This is a genomic window from Hassallia byssoidea VB512170 (genome assembly GCF_000817785.2).
Taxonomy (GTDB): Bacteria; Cyanobacteriota; Cyanobacteriia; order Cyanobacteriales; family Nostocaceae; genus Hassallia; species Hassallia carrinoi.
In genome coordinates, this window is sequence record NZ_JTCM02000075.1 from 1 (window position 1) to 14,511 (window position 14,511).

15 protein-coding genes and 1 pseudogene are annotated in these 14,511 nt (G+C 43.2%); 7 read left to right on the forward strand and 9 right to left on the reverse strand.

Features of this window, described 5'->3' with window-relative positions:
* Positions 1-236: 236 nt before the first annotated feature.
* Entirely contained in the window at positions 237-1,778 is a 1,542-nt protein-coding gene (locus tag PI95_RS24335) for an FAD-binding domain-containing protein (RefSeq protein ID WP_039753234.1), read from the reverse strand.
* A 416-nt stretch (positions 1,779-2,194) separates the two neighbouring features.
* On the opposite strand from PI95_RS24335, the pseudogene PI95_RS24340 reads away from it, so the two are divergent.
* The 3 genes and pseudogenes from PI95_RS24340 to PI95_RS24350 form a co-directional block, all read left to right on the forward strand.
* A pseudogene (locus PI95_RS24340) lies at positions 2,195-3,541 on the forward strand (CIA30 family protein); the annotation flags it as partial.
* 38 nt (positions 3,542-3,579) lie between these two features.
* A complete protein-coding gene (locus tag PI95_RS24345) occupies positions 3,580-3,927 on the forward strand; it encodes a hypothetical protein (RefSeq protein WP_039753236.1) in 348 nt (115 codons plus the stop codon).
* 12 nt (positions 3,928-3,939) lie between these two features.
* Positions 3,940-4,332 (forward strand): GFA family protein, encoded by a 393-nt coding sequence (locus PI95_RS24350; RefSeq protein ID WP_039753237.1) that lies wholly within the window; start codon positions 3,940-3,942, stop codon positions 4,330-4,332.
* Positions 4,333-4,830: 498 nt separating this feature from the next.
* On the opposite strand, the gene PI95_RS24355 is transcribed toward PI95_RS24350, so the two are convergent.
* The 5 genes from PI95_RS24355 to PI95_RS24375 form a co-directional block, all read right to left on the reverse strand.
* Positions 4,831-5,199, reverse strand: coding sequence for an aspartyl protease (locus PI95_RS24355; RefSeq protein WP_039753238.1), 369 nt, complete (start codon positions 5,197-5,199; stop codon positions 4,831-4,833).
* Positions 5,196-5,510, reverse strand: a complete 315-nt coding sequence (locus PI95_RS24360) for a hypothetical protein (protein WP_163519153.1) — start codon at positions 5,508-5,510, stop codon at positions 5,196-5,198. Before PI95_RS24360 ends, PI95_RS24355 begins: the two co-directional genes overlap by 4 nt.
* A gap of 121 nt (positions 5,511-5,631) precedes the next feature.
* Positions 5,632-5,997: an aspartyl protease gene (locus PI95_RS24365; RefSeq protein WP_039753241.1), complete on the reverse strand. Its 366-nt coding sequence runs from the start codon at positions 5,995-5,997 to the stop codon at positions 5,632-5,634.
* Positions 5,994-6,308 carry a hypothetical protein gene (locus tag PI95_RS24370; protein ID WP_039753242.1) on the reverse strand — a complete coding sequence of 105 codons (315 nt, stop codon included), beginning with the start codon at positions 6,306-6,308 and terminating at the stop codon, positions 5,994-5,996. Before PI95_RS24370 ends, PI95_RS24365 begins: the two co-directional genes overlap by 4 nt.
* A gap of 289 nt (positions 6,309-6,597) precedes the next feature.
* Positions 6,598-7,254: a DUF3386 domain-containing protein gene (locus PI95_RS24375; RefSeq protein ID WP_039753243.1), complete on the reverse strand. Its 657-nt coding sequence runs from the start codon at positions 7,252-7,254 to the stop codon at positions 6,598-6,600.
* A gap of 101 nt (positions 7,255-7,355) precedes the next feature.
* On the opposite strand from PI95_RS24375, the gene PI95_RS24380 reads away from it, so the two are divergent.
* Positions 7,356-8,021, forward strand: a complete 666-nt coding sequence (locus PI95_RS24380) for a LuxR C-terminal-related transcriptional regulator (RefSeq protein ID WP_039753244.1) — start codon at positions 7,356-7,358, stop codon at positions 8,019-8,021.
* A 124-nt stretch (positions 8,022-8,145) separates the two neighbouring features.
* Here the strand turns inward: PI95_RS24380 and PI95_RS24385 are convergent, their stop codons facing one another.
* The gene (locus PI95_RS24385) at positions 8,146-8,841 is read right to left on the reverse strand and encodes a DJ-1/PfpI family protein (RefSeq protein ID WP_039753245.1); all 696 of its coding nucleotides are present in this window, start codon (positions 8,839-8,841) and stop codon (positions 8,146-8,148) included.
* 92 nt (positions 8,842-8,933) lie between these two features.
* On the opposite strand from PI95_RS24385, the gene PI95_RS24390 reads away from it, so the two are divergent.
* Both PI95_RS24390 and PI95_RS24395 read left to right on the forward strand, forming a co-directional pair.
* On the forward strand, positions 8,934-9,680 hold the full coding sequence (locus tag PI95_RS24390) for a LuxR C-terminal-related transcriptional regulator (protein ID WP_039753246.1): 747 nt from the start codon (positions 8,934-8,936) through the stop codon (positions 9,678-9,680).
* A 235-nt stretch (positions 9,681-9,915) separates the two neighbouring features.
* Positions 9,916-10,836, forward strand: coding sequence for a septal ring lytic transglycosylase RlpA family protein (locus tag PI95_RS24395; RefSeq protein ID WP_052325825.1), 921 nt, complete (start codon positions 9,916-9,918; stop codon positions 10,834-10,836).
* A 344-nt stretch (positions 10,837-11,180) separates the two neighbouring features.
* Here PI95_RS24395 and PI95_RS24400 read toward each other — a convergent pair whose 3' ends face one another.
* A complete protein-coding gene (locus PI95_RS24400) occupies positions 11,181-12,779 on the reverse strand; it encodes a hydantoinase B/oxoprolinase family protein (protein WP_039753249.1) in 1,599 nt (532 codons plus the stop codon).
* Between the two features lie 67 nt (positions 12,780-12,846).
* On the reverse strand, positions 12,847-13,599 hold the full coding sequence (locus PI95_RS24405; RefSeq protein WP_039753251.1) for a GNAT family N-acetyltransferase: 753 nt from the start codon (positions 13,597-13,599) through the stop codon (positions 12,847-12,849).
* A 68-nt stretch (positions 13,600-13,667) separates the two neighbouring features.
* Here PI95_RS24405 and PI95_RS24410 point away from each other — a divergent pair, with 68 nt between their 5' ends.
* The gene (locus PI95_RS24410; protein WP_039753253.1) at positions 13,668-14,306 is read left to right on the forward strand and encodes a transaldolase family protein; all 639 of its coding nucleotides are present in this window, start codon (positions 13,668-13,670) and stop codon (positions 14,304-14,306) included.
* Positions 14,307-14,511: the final 205 nt, after the last annotated feature.

The following is a 14,511-nucleotide window of genomic DNA, read 5'->3' on the forward strand; positions in this document are numbered from 1 at the left end:
TTTCCTCCAGTGCGTGCAATAGGTAATCTACCCGCTCAAAACGTTCGGCATAAGCCTTGGAATGAACCTGGACACTCATTGACAGGCTTCTCCTTCAAAGACGCGAAGCGCGAACATCTTGCAGGTTCGTTGGGCATCGCGGATCTTTAAAACAAGCCTGTCAATGAGTGAAAGAGTGTTTGTGAATCCCCGTTGTAGCGACTGGCGCGACACAGAGGAATGAGAGTTAGAGAGGGTTATTGCCCAGACATCTGTTTAAATTGCTGGTATTGTTTGTCTTTGGATTCAACGTATTTATTTACGGTTTTTTTAGTAGCGATCGCGTTTTCATAATCTTCTCCACCAGAGGAAATTATACGCGATCGCACGCGCTTGCGAATGTCTGAGACTATTTTGCCGTTTATCAATCGAGTTTTTGACCAATCTAAAATAGGTGCGGGATATTCACCTTTGTTGATGTATGCTCCATCGAGAATTTCGCTTAAGCTGTAATTATGTAGTTCTCTCAGCCAATAATTGAGAAAGCGACCATTTGCATCTTTTTCTTCAATGTTTTTGTTGGGATTGTAAATGCGGAATGTGTCACTTAAAGGATTGGTGATTCCTGCTTGCATTTGCCATTGCCAATTGTTAATTGCTAAATCACCATCTACTAGATAATTCATGTAGTGACGTGCGCCGTGATGCCAAGATATTCCACAATTAATGCATAAGAATGTAGCACACATTGCCCGCATCCGAAAGTTCATCCAGCCCATTATTTGCAATTGCCGCATACTGGCATCGATCAGCGGGAAACCTGTTAATCCTTGCTGCCAAGTTTGAAATAATTCTTGTTGCTGTGGAGTTAATTCATTGGGTGTATAATACTCGTCAAACTCTGGATAACGATTGGTGTGTGCTATTTCGGGATGAAAGTACAATCGTTGAGTAAAACTATCGTGCCAACGCAAGCGATCGCGAAAGGCTTTTAAAGAAAATTCCGCTTTCGGGTCGTTGACAAGTTCGGCGGCTCGTGCTTTAGTACGTTGATAGACGTTTCTGACGCTGATTGTACCAAATGCGAGATGAGGTGAAAGGTGAGAGGTTGACCCTGCTTGAGCTAACCACGGTTGTGAAAGCTTCCAGTGATAACCGTGGAATCTGCGCTGCAAAAATGAGTCTAATGTGGTCAAAGCTTGCTTTTCTCCACCTTTAAAGTAAACTTGCTCTGTTTGCCAAAAGGTGCTGTACTTTTGCTTAAGTTGTTTTATGGTGATTTGCGGTAATTTAAGCGATAGCTTCGGGGTATTTATCTGGGTTGGAGTTGGGTAAGGTGACTGTCTTATATAAGTGTAATATTCATCAAACCATCGGTCGCGGTGTTCGTCGTCAGTTTGCACAAAGTTATTTAGACCGATGTGACAGTCGAGATTAAGTTGTTGGTAGAAGTCAGCGATCGCGCGATCGCGTTCAATACCATACTCAACTTGCACATCTCGATTGAAGAAAAGCTTCGGTTTCTCAGACTCCATCAGTTGTCTTGTCAACTGCTGTAAAATATCTAGAGAATTTCCCTCAAATAAGTACAGCCGACTACCCAAAGAACGTAAATTGCGGTCTAAATTTTCTAAAGACTCAAACAAAAACCTGACACGCGCTTTACCTAACTCAGGTTGCTGATAAAACCAGGGGTCAATGATAAAGCAGGGTAACACTTCTGCATTGTTAGCAGTCGCATTCGCTACACTTTCGTTGTCATTTAGCCGCAAGTCTCGTCGAAACCAAAGAATGTGCATACATCTGTACTAAAACCTTATTTATATTTTGGCATTTTTCGCAGAGTTCGCCCTTCCCTGACTTTTAAGGGGAAAGTCAAAGCCTCTCTCCGCATCGGAGAGAGGAATGGAAGCGAGGTCTTTTTGATCTACTTAACTAAAAATTGCTGTAAATAACTTCCCACTCCTTTATCTGTCGTGCCAACGATAATAAAGATAGATTTAGGACTTATGCAAAAATACCAAAAAACGAACCGCCCTTCTCCCAAAGGGAGACGCTGCGCGAACGGGTTCGCCAGTCCCCCATCGATCAGGGAAACCGCCTTCGCTTTTAGCGTCTCCCCTTGGGAGAAGACGGGGGCTGGACTCACCAAGGCGCCAAGAACGCCAAGAAGTAAGAGTTTTAGAGAGTTATTGTGTAAGTTTTGAGATTATTAGGAGGAAAAAGCGTGAGTGCAATATTGGTAGCAGGTGCGACGGGTGGTGTCGGTAAGCGTGTAGTGCGACGACTGCGGGAAAAAGGTTATAAAGTGCAATGTCTCGTGCGGGATATTGACAAAGCACGGTCTATTTTGGGTAATGATGTTGACTTAATAGTTGCGGATATTACTAAACCAGAAACTTTGACTTCTCTGGTGATGAGTAATATCGAAGCTGTTGTGTGTTGTACGGCGGTGCGGGTGCAGCCAGTTGAGGGAGACACGGCAGATAGAGCTAAATACAACCAAGGCATCAAATTTTACCTGCCGGAAGTAGTTGGTGATACTCCAGAAAACGTGGAATATCAAGGTGTGAAAAACTTGGTACAAGCTGCGGGGAAATATTTGCAAAAATCAAGTGAGAAGGTGATATTTGATTTCACCAATATATCAGAGGAGTTGAAGAATAGTTGGGGTGCGTTGGATGATGTAGTCATGGGTGGTGTCAGTGCAAGTAATATGCAATTTGTGGAAGATACAGCTTTATTTACTGGCAATGTTTCCACGGCAAATTCTGGGGGATTTGCTTCTGTGAGAACTACAAATTTCACTCCACCTTTTAATTTATCTGCCTACGAAGGTATACATTTGCGCTTTAGAGGTGACGGGAAACGTTATAAAATCTTTCTGCGGACAGAAGCAGTATGGGATGGCATTGGTTACGGTTATTCTTTCGATACTGTGGCAAATATTTGGATAGATATTCACATCCCTTTTGCTAATTTTATTCCGGTATTTCGGGCAAAAAGTGTTAAAGATTGTCCCCCAATTGATAAAAGCAAAATCTGTTCCTTTCAATTTATGTTAAGTAAGTTTGAATACGATGGTGCTTTAAATCCTAAGTTCTCCGATGGTGGTTTTGCTTTGCAGGTGGAATCAATTAAAGCCTATGGTGGGGAAACTTTACCACAATTTGTCCTTGTGAGTTCTGCGGGTGTGACTCGTCCTGGAAGACCGGGAATTAATTTAGAGGAAGAACCCCCAGCAGTCAGATTAAATGATGAATTGGGAGGAATTCTTACTTGGAAGTTAAAGGGAGAAGATAGTTTAAGGGAAAGTGGAATTGCTTATACAATTATTAGACCTTGTGCGTTAACTGAAGAAGCTGGAGGAAAGGAATTAATTTTTGAACAAGGCGATAATATCAGAGGAAAAATCAGCCGCGAGGATGTAGCTGAACTTTGCGTGCAAGCGCTACAACTAACAAAGGCATGTAATGTCACCTTTGAAGTGAAAGAGAAAGAAGATAACGCTAATTATATCGATTGGCAGAGGTTATTTTCTGACTTGCAAGCAGATAAATAATTGACAGTAGGGGTGGGTTTCCCCGCCCGTTATGAGGTATGAAGAAAATCTGGGCGCTTGGTGTCGCCGTGTTTGTGGTAATTATTATTTGGGGGGGTTTTTTGTCGTACCCGGCGTTATCGCAACAAATAGAATCCCGTCTTTATAACTTAGAAGCGGATGTTAATCGTGTGGAGTCGCGGTTAAATCAAATAGAGTCTGTGCTGAATCAAAATCGTTCCCCATCCTCAAGATTACCAGTTACATTACCACAGCCGGCGCGTAACAACAGACGTAATGTATCACAACAAGACCCGATGTTTGATAGACTAGCAACTTTAGTAGTTGAGTTGAAACAACAAGTCAACAAATTAGAAGCGCGAGTTTCTAAGTTGGAGTCACGCTGATAGGAAATTAACATGACAACAAATACCAATCAAGCAGCAAGTTATGAAGGTGGATGTCATTGCGGTGCAGTGCGCTTTCGGGTGGTAGTTGATAATCACAAAGTTGATGATTGTAATTGTTCTATTTGTAAGAAGAAGGGCTTTTTACATTTAATTGTGCCGCAAGATAAATTCACTTTACTGCAAGGGGAAGATTTGTTGAGTAACTACAGATTTAATACGGGAGTTGCTGAACATAAATTTTGCTCTGTTTGTGGAATTCATTCTTTCTATATTCCGCGCAGTCACCCCGATTGTATTGATGTGAATGTGCGGTGTCTTGATGGTGATGTGATGTCAAACTTTGAAGTTGTGCCTTTTGATGGGGCGAATTGGGAAGATAATATTCATAAGTTGATTAATTAACTCACATTCAATAGCGTTTTCAATTGAATGAACCACATTCAGTTTTGTAGGGTGTGTTATGCCGTAGGCTAACGCACCTAAAAACTAGTAAGGTGTGTTATTGCTGAGGATACGGCACTATCCCAGATTTTCGGTGCGTTAGGACTTCGTCCATAACGCACCCTACCAGATTCTTCTCGAAACTTCGAGTTCTGAACTCGAAACTTCAGCTTCCGAACTCGAAACTTCAGCTTCCGAACTCGGAACTTCAGCTTCCGAACTCGAAACTTCGAGTTCCGAACTCGAAACTTCAGCTTCCGAACTCGAAACTTCAGCTTCCGAACTCGAAACTTCAGCTTCCGAACACGAAACTTCAGCTTCCGAACTCGAAACTTCAGCTTCCGAACTCGGAACTTCGAGTTCAGAACTCGAAACGTGAAAAAATAAGTGCGATCGCTACTTCAATTTTACATTATTGAGATATAATCCTTGACATCAAGCAAGTAACGTGTATATACTTTACCCCAGCGTTAACATTCCTGCGGGAAAATCTGCTACCAGTCGCTTTGTCTGCAACCAACGTACACCCAAGAGGATGTCTTGCAGTTCATCTCCTCCTAAAACTTCAATGATGAACTCTTCTCCATCTAAAAGCACAGTTCCCTCATAAAGATTAAACCGTGCTTCCCCCCGTGCAGTTAGCATATCCTGTTGTTCATTAATTTTGAGAGTCCATCCCAGACTCAAAGCATCTTGGTTGTCAATTGCTAGCCAACCCGTAAAACCCGTATCCAGTAGCGTATTAACTGGGATAACATCTTTATCAGCACTAATCAAATTAATTTCAAAGATTAACTCACCCTGACTATTAAATTCACCTGAAATCATATTGTGCCGCAAGTCCCGCTTTCATTGAGACGCATAATTAAGCGCATTTTATCAGGATGTTTTTCGCCAGCTTTTGCTCTAGCAACATTTTCATCTGCATCAATAAAATAATCTCCGCTTTCTGGCTCAATTACAATAAACCAGTTGTAGTGGTCTTCGATCAATTCTGGTTTAACTTTGTCAAAAATCATACGACAACGCTGAGAAAATAACTCGTCTTCAGTTTTACGTCGTGCTTTCTCTTCCGCTGATAGCTGGTTTTCGGGAAATACTCGTCCTCGACGCGGGGTGCGATTAGAAGATAGTGTCATATTTTTTACTCGCTTTCACAAACAAGTAATTTGCTTGTTGTTATGAATTGATTTTATCAACAGACGAGTGCATGAAAAAAAAAGCGATCGCTTGGGAAACATCTCACGGGTGCGATCGCATTTACCCTAACGTCAGCACTCCACCGGGAAAGTCTGCTACCAGTCGCTTTGTCTGCAACCAACGTACACCCAAGAGGATATCTTGCAGTTCATCTCCTCCCAATGCTGGAATTGCAAACTCTTGTTCATCTAAAAGCACGCTTCCTTGATAAAGATTAAACCGTGCTTCTCCTCTTGCCGTCTGCATTCTACTAGGATTAATGTCAACAAGCCATCCCAAACTCAGAGCATCTTGATTGTCGATTGCCAGCCAACCAGTAAATCCTGTATCTAGAAGCGCCTGAACTGGAATTATATCACCATCAGCAGCAATCAAACCAATTTCAAAAATTAACTCACCCTGAGTGTTAAATTCTCCGTAAATCATATTCTGCCGCAGGTTCCAGTTTCATTAATGCGGAGAATCAAACATAATTTATTAGGGTGTTTTTCATGTGCCTTTTGTCTGACAACCATTTCATCTGGATCGATGAAATACTCACCGCTATCTGGTTCAATAAATATAAACCAATCGTAGTGTTCTTTGATTAACTTTGGTTGTACTTGCTCAAAAATTACTTGACAACGCTGATTAAACTCTTCCCACTCAGCTTGACGTCGTGCTTTCTCTTCCGGTGATAGTTGATTTTCGGGAAATACTCGTCCTCGACGCGGGATGCGATTAGAAGATAGTGTCATATTTTTTACTAAATTTTGGAAACAAGTAATATCAAGTTCGGATAATTAGTTATAGTTCCACAATTCCCGAAGCACCCCACCCCCAAACCCCCTCCCCGCTTGCGGGGAGGGGACTTTTGGCATCAGCCAAAAGGGGGTGGGGTTCGGTGGTTATTATGACTAATCAAACTAACTTGATATAATTTGCTTGTTGTTATGAATTGATTTTATCAACAGACGAGTACATGAAAAAAAGCGATCGCCTAAGGAACATTTCCTCAAGCGATCGCTTTTTAATTACTGACAAAAATTAACCAGCAACAGGTTCTAACAACTTGATATTCGAGAAGATAAATTCTTGAGTTGAAAGTTGTCCTTCTGTTTGGGTGCGAATTTCGCGACGATTGAGGATGAAATAGTTATCAACCTTTTCATACTCATCTGTAAATTCGCTTTTACCACCTCTTTGTTCGCCGGTTTTCGGGTCGTGGTATACAGAGTCATAAGTGTGGGATAAATAGCCCTCACCAGTATCGTGACTGCTGAAAGTATTAATCGTCACAACTATATTGTGAATGTGACGGTGAACCAGGCACACTTCATTATTGCGGATTTTGTATCCATCGCCTTGAGACTTACCACCGACGAAAATCTCCACAGCACCAGTAGAGTCAGTGTCACCATAGCTGAAAGTATTCGCGCTGTGGACATCTTCAAAGCTGCGACGGACGCGATGAATTGCTATTTCCCAAGCTTGATTGTGAATAACTTTCAGTGCTTGTTCATCTTCGACATCAAACACTTCAGCCTTGAGATCGGCGTTAACGCGAACTTTACCAGTAATTACCTTATCATCCTCCTTATAGGTGATATCTGCGGTGTAACCGGGAAAATTTTTATCCCAAGTGTAACGGTTTTCATAAGCAGCCCGGAGAAGTTCTTGGGCAGAAATTTGTGTAACTGTCATTTGTTGTCCTATCGCTACTAGTTATCTTAACGTTTTACCTTTGCTGGTATTAGCATAGAAGTAATTATGGAGCCTTGCCTAGTCCCCAACTGGGTACACTTATGCCTAATTCTCTTCATAGCGTATTTCATGCGATCGCCAGCGCCCAAAACGAGCAAGAACTTAAAATTGCCGTCATGGACACAGTTGGCGAACATTTTGGCGTGCAACGTTGGGGTATTTATCTGCTTGATGACCACACAGCAAAGGATAATATTCAAGATATCCCTGACGTGTGTATAGAAAGCAACCCTATCGGACGCTACGTCGTTGAGCGTCATGCACCGACTCACGAGCAATTAATATTATCCCCAACCAGCTGGAAACAACTTTGCCCGCGTCAAGACCACGAACACGTCATGACCGGTCCAATTATTTGCGATGGTCGTCTGATCGGAACCTTGAACCTTGCCCGTTTTAGCGGAAATCCTGCCTTTGACGCCAACGATTTAGCCGACCTTAGCGCCTTGTGCTTGCATTTGTCCGCAAAACTCGCAACTTTACGCACCAAATCAGTAACATTTAATTCTCAGTTAGCAAGTAAGCTGACACCGCGAGAATTAGAAATAGCTGAATTGGTAGCGCAAGGTTTAACTAATGCGGAAATTGGCGGAAAACTTTGGATTAGCCAAAATTCAGTTAAGCAAGCTTTGAAGCGGATGTTTCGCAAGCTGGAAGTTTCAGCGCGTGCCGAGATGGTAGCGAAATTACAGGATGTGCTGAGTTGACATCCCTAGAATTATGCTCTATTTCTTCCTTTGCGCCTCTCTCTTGAAAAGGTCTGATCGGAGGAAACCTCCGCTCAGACTTTTCGCTGCTTCCTTTGCGTGAGATAAAAATAATGTGGTTCATTTAAATCGCTGTAACTCGAAGCGCGATCGCCTGAGTCTGTGCCCTCGATGCTTGTATGAATTCCTCTCCAAATTTCTTGACTTGCTGCACTAAAACATCTCCAGCATTTTCTGGAGAACCAGCGTTAAAAGGTGGTGCGGGATTATACTCTAAAAGCAGCTGAATCATCTTAGCGGTTTCTTCGCCGCAGAGTGTCGCAGCAATTACCAATCCAAAGTCAATTCCAGCAGTAATACCGCCACCTGTAATGCGGTTGCGGTCAATGACTACTCTTTCATTACCTACCTCAACACCTAACATCGGCAATTGGTCACGAAATGCCCAATGACAAGCAGCGCGGTAGCCTTGAAGCAGTCCGGCAGCAGCTAAAATTAAAGAGCCAGTACAGACCGATGTGATATATTTGGCTGTTTGTTCCTGCTGCTGAAGAAATTTCAGTACTTCAGCATCCCCCATCATCTCTACTTGTCCCGATCCACCAGGTACGCATAGAACATCTAAAGCTGGACAATCATCAAAAGTCGTAGTCGGCAAAATTGTCATTTGTTCACTGCTTGTGACTGCATCTATTGTCTTCCACAACAGATGCACGCGAGTATTAGGCATCATGGCAAACACTTGATGCGGTCCAGTTAAATCAAGCTGAGTCATGCCAGGGTACATTAACAAACCAATGTTGTATTCTGGGTTAGCCATATTTGTTATTTCTCCATGCTTTTCCTAAAGCTAGAGTAATATTGATGACTTCGCCTTGCCTAGTCCTCGAAAGAGTACATTGCTGAACGAAAATGGCTAAATCTTTACAAAGTTTATTTCAGGCGATCGCCCTTGCCCGTAATGAGCAAGAATTAAGACACCGATTCATGGATGGAATTAGTGATAATTTTGACGTGCAGCGCTGGGGTATTTATTTACTCGACGAGCATGAAAATCTTGCTAGTGTCGATGTTCGCGGCGTAAAAGATGTGTTTGTGGAACGCTACGAAAAAGTAGGTAGAGCAGTTGATCCAGTACTGCATTACGTACTTGAACGCCATGCATCAGCACATGAAGAATTAGTATTACCCCCCGGTGGTTGGAAGCAATGCGAACTGTATAAAAATTGTTGTTCTGTCTACGACCACGAACATATTATGACCGGACCAATTGTTGGCGGTGGTCGTTTGATTGGTACAATTCATTTTGCCCGTGTAGGTGTCGAAGCTGCATTTGATTACCAAAATCTTGCAGATTTAAACGCTTTGTGTATGCATATGTCAGCTTGTCTGGCAACGTTGAAAACCCCAGAAATTGAATTTAATTCTCTGTTAGCAAATCGCTTGACACCGCGTGAATTACAAATTGTTGAACTGGTAGCGCAGGGATTAACTAATGCGGAAATTGGCGCAAAACTTTGGATTCAAGAGAATTCAGTCAAACAAGCCTTGAAAAGATTGTTTCGCAAGCTGGAAGTATCAAATCGTGCGGCAATGGTAGCGAAATTGCAGGATATTTTTGTTTCTGTTGACAGAAAAAATTTTAATTTGAAAAAATAAAAAGGGCTTACGCACGTATAAGAATTTTTTGTAATATTTGTAGCTTGCCAATTGCCATTTGATTTTGATAAATTGACCAAGTTGAAGCTAAAATATTAGTTTTCAATTCTCTTGGCTAATCTTCAGGTGTTGCAGCAACTACTAAACAAAAGTAAAAGCGAGTTTGAGTTATCGGGTGATGTCACGCTAGCCAGTGCAACATCCCAGTTCTTCAGTTACCTAGAAAATCGGATACATGAAACAAACGCAATTGTGGTCTGTTGTCACTTTGTCAACAACTGTTTTGGGGCTACCGTCAGTTGGTCGTGCTGCAACAACCAACGGAAATTCTACCACTTCGGGCGAGACAGCTTCTAGTGATGCGGTGAATGTGAAAAAGTCCCAATCTTTAAGGGAAAAACTTACCTCGCGTGGTATAGTTACTGAAATTCATCCTCATAACTTAGCAGGTCGTCAGGCGGCAACGCTGTATATTCGCAATATTCCGTTTCTTACCTTTGTTAGTCAAGCTGATATCAGCAACCCAACAGAAAAAGCGAGTGCGATCGCTGCTAAAATCAACCAACTAATAACAAACAAAGTTGATGCCAGCCAAATTACAGTAAGTTGGAAAGCCGCAAGCTATATCATCAAAGTCAATGGCAAAGAACTGGTAGAAATCGATGGAGACACAACACGTCTACCAGATACAACCAATAACCTCTCACAAGATGCGCTACAAGCCACCAATCGCTTGCGGAGACTAATTGATGTCACTCATGCCTTAAACCAGATTAATAGTATCCCCCTTCCACCCCAAGAACCGATTAAACAGCCGCAACAGGTGAAGAAGCCACCACAGCAAAATGCTAGTGAAAAAGTGCAAGCCACCTCTAAAGGTATGGCTTCATATTACAGCTATGAAGGTGGTAATCGGACTGCAACTGGTGAGAGATTTAATCCTCAAGGATTCACCGCAGCCCATCGCAGCTTGCCTTTTGGTACACTAGTTCGTGTCACCAACACTGGCAATGGTCGTTCTGTAGTCGTGCGAATAAATGACCGAGGTCCATTTATTCGCGGTCGAGTAATTGACCTTTCTCTGGGTGCGGCAAGAGAATTAGGAATGATTAGCAATGGTGTTGCCGCAGTGAAATTAGAAATTTTGAGTAATTAATCCTCACGACACCTTACAGCAATTTTCGTGTATTTAGACCACACTCTTATTTCTTCATTTCTTCCTTTGCGCCTCTCTCTTGAAAAGGTCTGATCGGAGGAAACCTCCGCGATGGCGCCAGTTCGCCCAAGTCAACGAGTTCCCGTCTTGGCGCCTTGCGTCGATGGGAATCTCGTTGACCCCTTTGGGGTCGGGAAACCCGACGGCAGGTGCTACAACGGGGGAAACCCCCGCAACGCACTGCCTCCCCAAGCGACTGGCTCGACTTTTCGCTGCTTCCTTTGCGTGAGATAAAAATAATGTGGTTCATTTACCTGAAAATCGCTGTAAAAGATGCCACAGGCTTACAGCCTGTCAGCTTGACCAAATCCGCCACCACCTGGGGTTTCAATCACAAAAACATCCCCAGGTTGCATTTCTACCGTTGCCGTACTATCTAAATTCTCTTGAGTTCCATTAGCACGTAGTATCCAGTTGCGTCCCACCAGTCCGGCTTCTCCACCATTTAAGCCAAAGGGACGAACAAATCGATGTCCGGAGAGAATATTAGCTGTCATTGGTTCGAGAAACTTGATACGGCGAATCACTCCATTTCCGCCGGAATGTTTTCCTTTACCGCCGCTATCACAACGAAGACTAAAGCTTTCTAAAAGTACAGGATACCGCGTTTCTAAGACTTCTGGATCGGTGAGGCGAGAGTTTGTCATGTGAGTTTGGACACCATCAGTACCATCAAAATCAATCCCAGCGCCGGAACCGCCGCAAATGGTTTCATAATATTGATAGCGATCGTTTCCAAAAGTAAAATTATTCATCGTTCCCGCAGATGCAGCCATCACCCCCAAAGCACCATATAAAGCATCAACAATAGTTTGCGAAGTCTCCACATTACCCGCGACTACTGCTGCTGGATAAGTTGGATTCAGCATACAGCCAGAAGGGATAATAATTTCTAGAGGATTAAGACACCCGGCATTCAGAGGAATATTATCATCAACCAGAGTCCGGAAGACATATAAAACTGCGGCTTGAGTTACAGCTTTAGGAGCGTTAAAGTTACTATTTAGCTGCTTTGATGTGCCTGTAAAGTCAATAATAGCACTGCGATTTTTTCTGTCAATTGTCACTTTAACTTTAATTTGCGCTTGGCTATCCATTTCATAGGTAAATTCGCCATCTTTTAAAACATCAATTGCTCGTCTAACTGCTTCCTCTGCATTATCTTGCACAAATTTCATGTAAGTTTGAACTGTCTCCAGCCCATATTGTGAAATTATTTTCCCCAGTTCTTGCACTCCCCTTTCATTGGCGGCAATTTGTGCTTTGAAATCAGCTATATTTTGGTCAGGGTTACGAGCCGGATAAATATGATTTGAAAGATGCTGTCTAACTAATGTTTCTTGAAAATTACCCTCTTCAACCAAAAGAAAATTATCAAATAAAATTCCTTCTTCTTCTACCGTGGTACTGTGAGGAGGCATTGAACCGGGAGTAATTCCACCGATATCAGCTTGGTGTCCGCGAGAAGCAACGTAGAAGAGGGGAGTGGGGTAGAGACGTTCCGGCGGAACGTCTGTACGATAGTAGGGAGTGGGGGAAGAAGGGAAGACGGGGGTAATTGCAGTTACATCAGGAAGATGCGTTCCTCCGTTGTAGGGATTATTTGATAGATAGACATTTCCTGGTTTTAAAGTGTCGCCTTTATCGTTAATTAAACTGCGAACACTTTCACTCATTGAGCCTAAATGTACAGGAATGTGGGGGGCATTAGCTACTAATAATCCCGACGAATCAAAAATAGCGCAGGAGAAATCTAAGCGTTCTTTGATATTTACAGATGCTGCTGTATTTTGCAGAACAATTCCCATTTGTTCGGCGATAAATTGATAGAGGTTTTTGAAGATTTCTAAGCGAACTGGGTCGGGTTGAGATGTTGTGTACATTTATGACTCCTTAAAAAAATCGTAGTAAGCGCTTCAGCGCTTTATTTAAGCACTAAAGTGCTTACTACTATGAAAGCGAAATGTGCAAAATTTCGCCTGTTATAGAAAATCCGGCACGGGTGTAAATTCGCACTTCCTCTTCATGTGCCGCCATGAGAAACGCCAGCGTAACACCTGCATCGAAAGCTTCTCGCACCAGTCGAGTTGTCAACGCTCCAGCTATCCCCCGTCGCCGAAAAGCAACACGCACACCGATACCAGCGACTTCTGTCGTTTGATTTCCCGGCACGGTACACACTCCAGCCCCCGCAGGTTCTTTGTTTGATGCTACACGAGCAAGTACCGCGATTCCACCTGCTCGCAGTCTATCGCGAAGACGTTTACCATCTTCGGGACTTGGTGCAGACTCTCCGTAAGCCTCGTTTTGCACCGTAACTGTAGCAAGCATCTGGGCGTCGGAAACTGGCACGATTAATTCGATGTCCGGGGGAATGGGAAGCGATCGCTCTGAACCAGGAGTACAAGTCATAAGTGGTAAGCGTCCCTCAACGGTGAAACCAGCAGCTACCAGTGCTTCCTCCACAGCAGGTGCGAGTGTTGCAACGTACTCCAAACGCGGCTTTCGTCCCCGACTTTCATAAGCAGCGATTAGTGCCTTGATGTCGCTGAGTGACGGTGTAGCTGCGTCGTCGGGGATGGCATAGTTAAGAAAGGGATTGGCACTATGGGGGTTGAAGGTAGCGAGGAATGGTCCGATTTGCTCTGTGTCACGTTGCTGGCTTGCCGCAAAGCGCAAATATGACTGAATGCGAGAGTCCATAAATAGCCTTTTTATTGTCAAATGAAAGCAATTGATGAAAAATAGCGTTTGTACATGGAGGTAGAATTTTGACACTTTATTTAGACTCAGCAATTATATCTGAAGCTGAAGAAGCGAGCCTTATGGGCTGGGTGAAGGGTATTACGACAAATCCAACACTGTTGGCTCAAAGCGATTCCCCACCGGAAACCACGCTTAAAAAATTAGTCCAGTTGACGAATGGACCAGTATTTTACCAGCTAATGGCAACTGATTTCGATGAGATGCTAACAGAAGGAAGGAAAGCTTCTGAGATTATTGGCTCCCAAACTGTGTTGAAGATTCCAGCAACATCAGTAGGATTTCAAGTGGTCGCACGTCTGTCTGTGTCTATTACTTGTTCGGTGACAGCGATTTATAGTGCTTCCCAGGCAGCAGTGGCACGGGAGGCGGGTGCTAAAATCGTAATAGTTTATGTAAATCGTGCTACCCGGTTGTTAGGTGACGGTATTGCCTTGGTGCGGGATATGGCAAGCGTACTCAGAGGTAGCGATACTGAGATTTTGGGTGCTAGTATCAAATCGTCTGAAGAAGCCGCTGCGTCGCTACAAGCCGGAGCGCATCATCTGACTCTACCCTTGGCTATGCTGAAAGCTATGGCTACCCACGAGCTTTCAGAAAAAACTGTTGAAGAATTTGCTAAAAACGGCATTGGCTTAAAGATTTAATGCTGACCGAGCAATTTTAGATTTGAGATTTTGGATTGGAAGTTGAACTTGCCCCATTCCAGTCTGTAATGGTTTATTACAAGGTAACTGACATTAGACTTCTTGCACTTATTGGGGGAAAGGGGAAAGGGTAAGAAAAACCCTTCTGCTTTAACTTTTTTTCTTTGCCTAAGATTGCACTCACTTAGTGAGTGCAAGAGGTCTA

Bases quoted from the DNA above. Each gene is read 5' to 3' on its own strand.
- PI95_RS24335 (WP_039753234.1), bottom strand. From the start codon at position 1,778: ATGCACATTCTTTGGTTTCGACGAGACTTGCGGCTAAATGACAACGAA.
- PI95_RS24345 (WP_039753236.1), top strand. From the start codon at position 3,580: ATGAAGAAAATCTGGGCGCTTGGTGTCGCCGTGTTTGTGGTAATTATT.
- PI95_RS24350 (WP_039753237.1), top strand. From the start codon at position 3,940: ATGACAACAAATACCAATCAAGCAGCAAGTTATGAAGGTGGATGTCAT.
- PI95_RS24355 (WP_039753238.1), bottom strand. From the start codon at position 5,199: ATGATTTCAGGTGAATTTAATAGTCAGGGTGAGTTAATCTTTGAAATT.
- PI95_RS24360 (WP_163519153.1), bottom strand. From the start codon at position 5,510: ATGACACTATCTTCTAATCGCACCCCGCGTCGAGGACGAGTATTTCCC.
- PI95_RS24365 (WP_039753241.1), bottom strand. From the start codon at position 5,997: ATGATTTACGGAGAATTTAACACTCAGGGTGAGTTAATTTTTGAAATT.
- PI95_RS24370 (WP_039753242.1), bottom strand. From the start codon at position 6,308: ATGACACTATCTTCTAATCGCATCCCGCGTCGAGGACGAGTATTTCCC.
- PI95_RS24375 (WP_039753243.1), bottom strand. From the start codon at position 7,254: ATGACAGTTACACAAATTTCTGCCCAAGAACTTCTCCGGGCTGCTTAT.
- PI95_RS24380 (WP_039753244.1), top strand. From the start codon at position 7,356: ATGCCTAATTCTCTTCATAGCGTATTTCATGCGATCGCCAGCGCCCAA.
- PI95_RS24385 (WP_039753245.1), bottom strand. From the start codon at position 8,841: ATGGCTAACCCAGAATACAACATTGGTTTGTTAATGTACCCTGGCATG.
- PI95_RS24390 (WP_039753246.1), top strand. From the start codon at position 8,934: ATGGCTAAATCTTTACAAAGTTTATTTCAGGCGATCGCCCTTGCCCGT.
- PI95_RS24395 (WP_052325825.1), top strand. From the start codon at position 9,916: ATGAAACAAACGCAATTGTGGTCTGTTGTCACTTTGTCAACAACTGTT.
- PI95_RS24400 (WP_039753249.1), bottom strand. From the start codon at position 12,779: ATGTACACAACATCTCAACCCGACCCAGTTCGCTTAGAAATCTTCAAA.
- PI95_RS24405 (WP_039753251.1), bottom strand. From the start codon at position 13,599: ATGGACTCTCGCATTCAGTCATATTTGCGCTTTGCGGCAAGCCAGCAA.